Origin of the sequence: Mycobacterium sp., from assembly GCF_049281135.1 — a bacterium.
Taxonomy (GTDB): domain Bacteria; phylum Actinomycetota; class Actinomycetes; order Mycobacteriales; family Mycobacteriaceae; genus Mycobacterium.
Genome location: NZ_JBAPRN010000540.1, coordinates 1 through 5,089, shown reverse-complemented (window position 1 = coordinate 5,089; position 5,089 = coordinate 1). Strand labels below are relative to the sequence as shown.

Below are 5,089 nucleotides of genomic sequence, written 5' to 3'. Positions count from 1 at the left end.
GCCTCCAGCAGCGCCGACGGAGGGAACTTCGGCGCGCCACCGAAGCCGCCGTGCGCGGTGTCCTCGTCGCGCAAGACCGCGGCGACGGCGTGGTCGCATAGCGCCGGATCGACCTGCGGGCCCCCGTCGGGCAATGCGGATACCATTGACCGCAATTCGTCCGCGATGTGATCCGAGCTCTGCTCGACCTCATTGCGACGCTCATTCCAGGTGCTGGATACAGCCGAAAGGAGCTGCAGAAAAGCATCTTTGGGGTAGTACGTGCCACAATAGAACGGACGTCCGTCGGGCGTCAGGAAGCAGGTCATCGGCCAGCCGCCCTGCCCGGTGAGCGCGACCGTGGCGTTCATGTAGACCGCGTCGATGTCAGGCCGTTCCTCGCGGTCCACCTTGATGCACACGAAGTCGCCGTTCATAGCCGCGGCCACCTGGTCGTCGTCGAACGATTCATGGGCCATCACGTGGCACCAGTGGCATGCGGCGTAACCGATCGAAAGCAGAATCGGCACATCGCGTTTCGCGGCTTCGGCCAGCGCGGCCGGCGACCACTGCTGCCAGTGCACCGGGTTGTCGGCGTGCTGGCGAAGGTAGGGGCTGGCGGCCCGGGCTAGCTGGTTACCCGGCGGGCTCATCGGCGCTGCTCCTCCGTGCGATCTTCCGATCGCACTGCTCTGTTGACCGTCGTCAGCGCGGCTCATGCGGTGGCTGGCCATCGGGATGCTGCTGGATGGTCCCGTCGTCGACGGCCTGATCCGGTTCGGGATGCTGCGGGTCGAAGGACTCCGGCAGCTTCTTGAGGTGCCGGTTCATCGAGCGCACCAGGAACAGCACGCTGATCAGCAGAACGACCACCACAAGCAAGCCGAACGGGCTGGCCTTGCCGAAATCCGGCCCGCTGTTGTGCGGCCCGTGCTCGGCCAGCAGCCCCAGCGCGGCGAGGCGCAGATGCATCACGGTGTGTCCTCGATTCCGGCGAACAGGTCGGACTCGGGAAGCCGCACCGGGACACGGGATCGGGCAAGCTCGAATTCCTCGGTCGGCCAAAGCCGTTGCTGCCATTCAATGGGGGCGGCGAAGAAATCCCCCTTGGGATCGATCTGGGTGGCGTGGGCGCGCAGCGCGTCGTCGCGCTGACCGAAATACGCCGAGCACTCGATCCTGGTCGTCACCCGGTCGGCGTGGACGTCGTGCGCGGGATCCCAGTGTTTGAGCCACTTCTCGAATGGGCCCGTCTGCCCGCGTTTGGCAAACTCGTCCTGCAGCATCTGCATCCGCTGGCGTAGGAACCCGTGGTTGTAATACAGCTTGGGCACCGTCCACACCGGGCCCGCGTCCGGGAACCGCCGGTAGTCGCCGGAGGCCTCGTATGCGGCCACCGAAACCTGGTGGCAGCGAATGTGATCGGGGTGCGGATAGCCGCCGTTCTCGTCGTAGGTCGTCATCACGTGCGGGCGGAATTCACGCACCACCCGAACCAGCGCCTCGGTGGGCACCTCCAGGGGCGTCAGCGCAAAGCAATCCTCCGGCAGCGGCGGCGGCGGATCCCCCTGCGGCAGTCCGGAATCGACGAAGCCCAGCCAGGTGTGCTCGACGCCGAGGATCTCGGCCGCCTTGGCCATCTCGTCGCGGCGGATATCGGCGATGCGGCCGTGCACCTCCGGCAGGTCCATCGCCGGGTTGAGGATGTCGCCGCGTTCGCCCCCGGTCAGGGTCACCACCAGCACCCGGCAACCCTCATCCGAGTAACGGGCCAGAGTGGCGGCACCCTTGCTGGACTCGTCGTCCGGGTGGGCGTGCACCGCCATCAACCGCAGTTCGCTCACGTGCTCCCTGACTGTGTGCTGTCTTCTGTGCGCCTATAGTTCCAGGTCTAATAGTTCCATCCCGGACACCGGGCCTCGCTAACCCGGTACCTCGGGCAGATCACCCGGGACCGCAACACACCATGACCGAAGGTTCCCCCTCACCGCCACCGGCCCGCTACGGGCGTGCTCTGTTGCTCCGCCCATCCCGACGCCGGGCCGCCGCCCTGGCCGTCGTGGTGGCCGCGGTCGGCGTGGTGGTCGCCGTCATCGGCTATCAACGGCTGGGCCGCAGCGACGTCACCGGCACGTTGGCCGGCTATCGGCTGATCGACGACCAGACCGTGTCAGTAACGATCAGCGTGACGCGAAAAGACCCGTCGCGCCCGGTCGACTGCATCGTGCGGGTGCGGGCGAAAGACGGCAGCGAAACGGGCCGGCGCGAGGTGCTGGTTACGCCGTCCAGCCAGACGACGGTGCAGGTGACGACGATCGTGAAGTCCAGTAAGCCGGCCGTGGTGGGCGACATCTACGGTTGCGGCACCGATGTGCCCGACTACCTGCGCTCACCCTGACGACACCCGCTCCGGCACGCCCCGGCGGCAAACGCCGAACCGCGAGAAAACGCCCTCATCCACCCCGGCGTCGGTGGTAAGCTACTCGGATGCACGGTTCCGGCTGGGACCGTGTATTGCTGCATTAGCGGCCAGATGTGCCGCGCAGGGGGTCCACCCGACTACTGAGGTCGGCAGTACACGTGGTGGCGCCGCCCGGCAGCACGACCGACAACCTGCCGGGGCGGACGCCGCCCCCACCGACACCACGAGGAGCACGACGAGATGACGGACACCCAGGTGACCTGGTTGACCCAGGAATCACACGACCGGCTCAAGACTGAGCTCGACCAATTGATCGCGAACCGTCCGGTCATCGCCGCGGAAATCAACGATCGCCGCGAAGAGGGTGACCTGCGCGAGAACGGTGGTTATCACGCCGCCCGCGAAGAGCAGGGCCAGCAAGAGGCCCGCATCCGCTCGCTGCAGGACCTGCTCAACAACGCCAAGGTCGGCGAGGCGCCCAAGCAGTCCGGGGTCGCGCTGCCCGGCTCGGTGGTGAAGGTCTACTACAACGGCGACAAGTCCGACACCGAGACCTTCCTGATCGCCACCCGCCAAGAGGGCGTCAACGAGGGCAAGCTCGAGGTCTACTCGCCGAACTCACCGCTGGGCGGCGCCCTGATCGACGCCAAAGAAGGTGAGACCCGCAGCTACACCGTGCCCAACGGCAACACCGTCAAGGTCACGCTGGTCAGCGCGGAGCCTTACCACTCCTAGTGGCGAGCTAGCCCAACGCCTGTTCGAGATCGGCGATCAGGTCAACGATGTCCTCGATGCCGACGGACAACCGGACCAGGTCATCCGGCACCTCCAACTGCGAGCCGGCCGTCGAGGCATGCGTCATCGCACCCGGATGCTCGATCAGCGACTCCACCCCGCCGAGCGACTCAGCGAGGATGAACAGCTTGGTGTTGGCGCACAACGCCTGCGCCGCACTGCGTCCGCCCCGCATTCGCACCGACACCATGCCGCCGAAGCCGCGCATCTGTCGCGCGGCGACCTGGTGACCGGGATGGGTGGGTAGACCGGGATACAGCACCGCGTCCACCGACGGATGGCCGACAAGGAATTGCGCTATCGCCGCGGCGTTTTCGCTGTGCCGCTGCATCCGCAGTACGAGCGTCTTCAGGCCGCGCATGGTCAGGTAGGCATCGAACGGGCCCGGCACCGCGCCGGCACTGTTCTGCAGGAAGGCGAACGCCTCGTCCAACTCTTCGTCGTTGGTGACCAGGGCGCCGCCCACCACGTCGGAGTGCCCGCCGATGTATTTCGTCGTCGAGTGCAGCACGATGTCGGCGCCGAACGTCAGCGGCTGTTGTAATGCCGGTGAGGCAAAGGTGTTGTCCACCAACACCTTTGCTCGTCTTACGGCGGTTTCCCGCGCCGCAAGTTCGGCGATTGCGGCGATGTCGACGATCGACAGCAGTGGGTTGGTGGGAGTTTCCACCCAGATCAGCCGGGTCTGCGGGCTGATCGCAGCGCGGACAGCGTCGACATCCGACAACGCCACCGGGGTGTGCTGCACACCCCACTGGGTGAAGACCTTGTCGATCAGCCGGAACGTTCCGCCGTAGGCGTCGTCGGGGATGACCACGTGATCACCGGGGCGCAGCAGCGCACGCAGCACGCAGTCGCCGGCCGCCATGCCGGAGCCGAATGCGCGTCCGAAGCGGCCCTCTTCGACCGCGGCCAGTGCGCTTTCCAGCGCGTCCCTGGTCGGGTTGCCGGTGCGGGCGTACTCGAATCCGCCGCGCAGACCGCCGACGCCGTCCTGAGCGAAGGTGCTGCTGGCGTAGATCGGGGTATTGACCGCGCCGGTCGCCGGGTCGGGCCGGTAGCCGGCGTGAATGGCCCTGGTCGCCAGACCGGCTTTCGCGAAATCTCCGTGGTCGCTCATCGACGACCAGCCTAGTCATCACGATGACGTCGACCTGGGCACGCCGACCGCCGTACATAGACCACCGCAACACAAAAATAGGCAAATCTCCCCATGCGCGCAGGGCCTGCGGGCGACCACAATGACGGGCTATGAGGCGAATGCTTATAGGGCTGGCGTCGGCCGCGTTGTTGTGGGGCGGTGTCGCCGGGGTCGGCGATGTGGGTGCTGCGCAAGCGCATCCCGGTCCGGCGCCGCAGTCGTGGCCGGGTTGTCCCCCAGATCACCCGGAAGGCCCCTGTCACTGGTGCCCCGGAGATCCCCCGGTGCAGACCGGCAACCTGCGGGTGGATCCGGTTCGCTGGGATGCGAATGTGTGCCACACATATTGGTACGTCGGAGGCGGGGGCAACGTCGCCCGGACCATCTGGGAGGGCGATGCGCCGCCACCGCCGCCGCCACCGTTAACGGGGCTTTATTGCGATCCCGCGACGCTCACAAATTGTCATATCGGGACGCACCCATAAGCCGAAGTTCGCGGTTTACCGGTCGTCCACCGGCAGGCACACCGTGGCCATGATCTTGTCGGCCAGCGTCTGCCGCTTGGCGGTCCACAGCGGGAACAGGTAGCCGATGTGGAGGATGACCGCGTCAACAACGTGAGTGATCTGGCGCAGCGCCGATAAACCGAAACCGATGGGCTTCCCGGTGTTCTCGCTGACGACTTTGAATTTCAGCAACGACTTGCCGATGCTCGAACCGGTGGTGCCCTGGCGGTAGCCGTAGTTCCAGAC

The 5,089-nt window shown here is 66.4% G+C and carries 7 protein-coding genes; 2 read left to right on the top strand and 5 right to left on the bottom strand.

The annotated features are described in order from the left end of the window. The 3 genes from WAN02_RS21275 to mca form a co-directional block, all read right to left on the bottom strand. A partial coding sequence (locus WAN02_RS21275; protein ID WP_422266198.1) for a thioredoxin domain-containing protein occupies positions 1-632 on the bottom strand: 632 nt, incomplete at its 3' end. A gap of 52 nt (positions 633-684) precedes the next feature. Continuing rightward, positions 685-951 (bottom strand): hypothetical protein, encoded by a 267-nt coding sequence (locus WAN02_RS21270; protein WP_422266199.1) that lies wholly within the window; start codon positions 949-951, stop codon positions 685-687. Continuing rightward, positions 951-1,823 (bottom strand): mycothiol conjugate amidase Mca, encoded by an 873-nt coding sequence (mca, locus tag WAN02_RS21265; protein ID WP_422266197.1) that lies wholly within the window; start codon positions 1,821-1,823, stop codon positions 951-953. The genes WAN02_RS21270 and mca overlap by 1 nt, the downstream gene beginning before the upstream one ends. A 122-nt stretch (positions 1,824-1,945) precedes the next feature. On the opposite strand from mca, the gene WAN02_RS21260 reads away from it, so the two are divergent. Together WAN02_RS21260 and greA are read left to right on the top strand one after the other, a co-directional pair. Beyond that, positions 1,946-2,377, top strand: a complete 432-nt coding sequence (locus WAN02_RS21260) for a DUF4307 domain-containing protein (protein WP_422266196.1) — start codon at positions 1,946-1,948, stop codon at positions 2,375-2,377. A 264-nt stretch (positions 2,378-2,641) separates the two neighbouring features. Next, the gene (gene greA, locus WAN02_RS21255) at positions 2,642-3,136 is read left to right on the top strand and encodes a transcription elongation factor GreA (protein ID WP_422266195.1); all 495 of its coding nucleotides are present in this window, start codon (positions 2,642-2,644) and stop codon (positions 3,134-3,136) included. Between the two features lie 7 nt (positions 3,137-3,143). Here the strand turns inward: greA and WAN02_RS21250 are convergent, their stop codons facing one another. After that, positions 3,144-4,316, bottom strand: coding sequence for a cystathionine gamma-synthase (locus tag WAN02_RS21250; protein ID WP_422266194.1), 1,173 nt, complete (start codon positions 4,314-4,316; stop codon positions 3,144-3,146). A gap of 521 nt (positions 4,317-4,837) precedes the next feature. Next, positions 4,838-5,089 (bottom strand): RDD family protein (locus WAN02_RS21245; RefSeq protein ID WP_422266193.1); only part of this gene is annotated, 252 nt, incomplete at its 5' end.

Excerpts from the sequence above, each read along its gene's own strand:
- WAN02_RS21270 (WP_422266199.1), bottom strand. The coding sequence starts at position 951 with ATGCATCTGCGCCTCGCCGCGCTGGGGCTGCTGGCCGAGCACGGGCCG.
- WAN02_RS21260 (WP_422266196.1), top strand. The coding sequence starts at position 1,946 with ATGACCGAAGGTTCCCCCTCACCGCCACCGGCCCGCTACGGGCGTGCT.
- greA (WP_422266195.1), top strand. The coding sequence starts at position 2,642 with ATGACGGACACCCAGGTGACCTGGTTGACCCAGGAATCACACGACCGG.
- WAN02_RS21250 (WP_422266194.1), bottom strand. The coding sequence starts at position 4,316 with ATGAGCGACCACGGAGATTTCGCGAAAGCCGGTCTGGCGACCAGGGCC.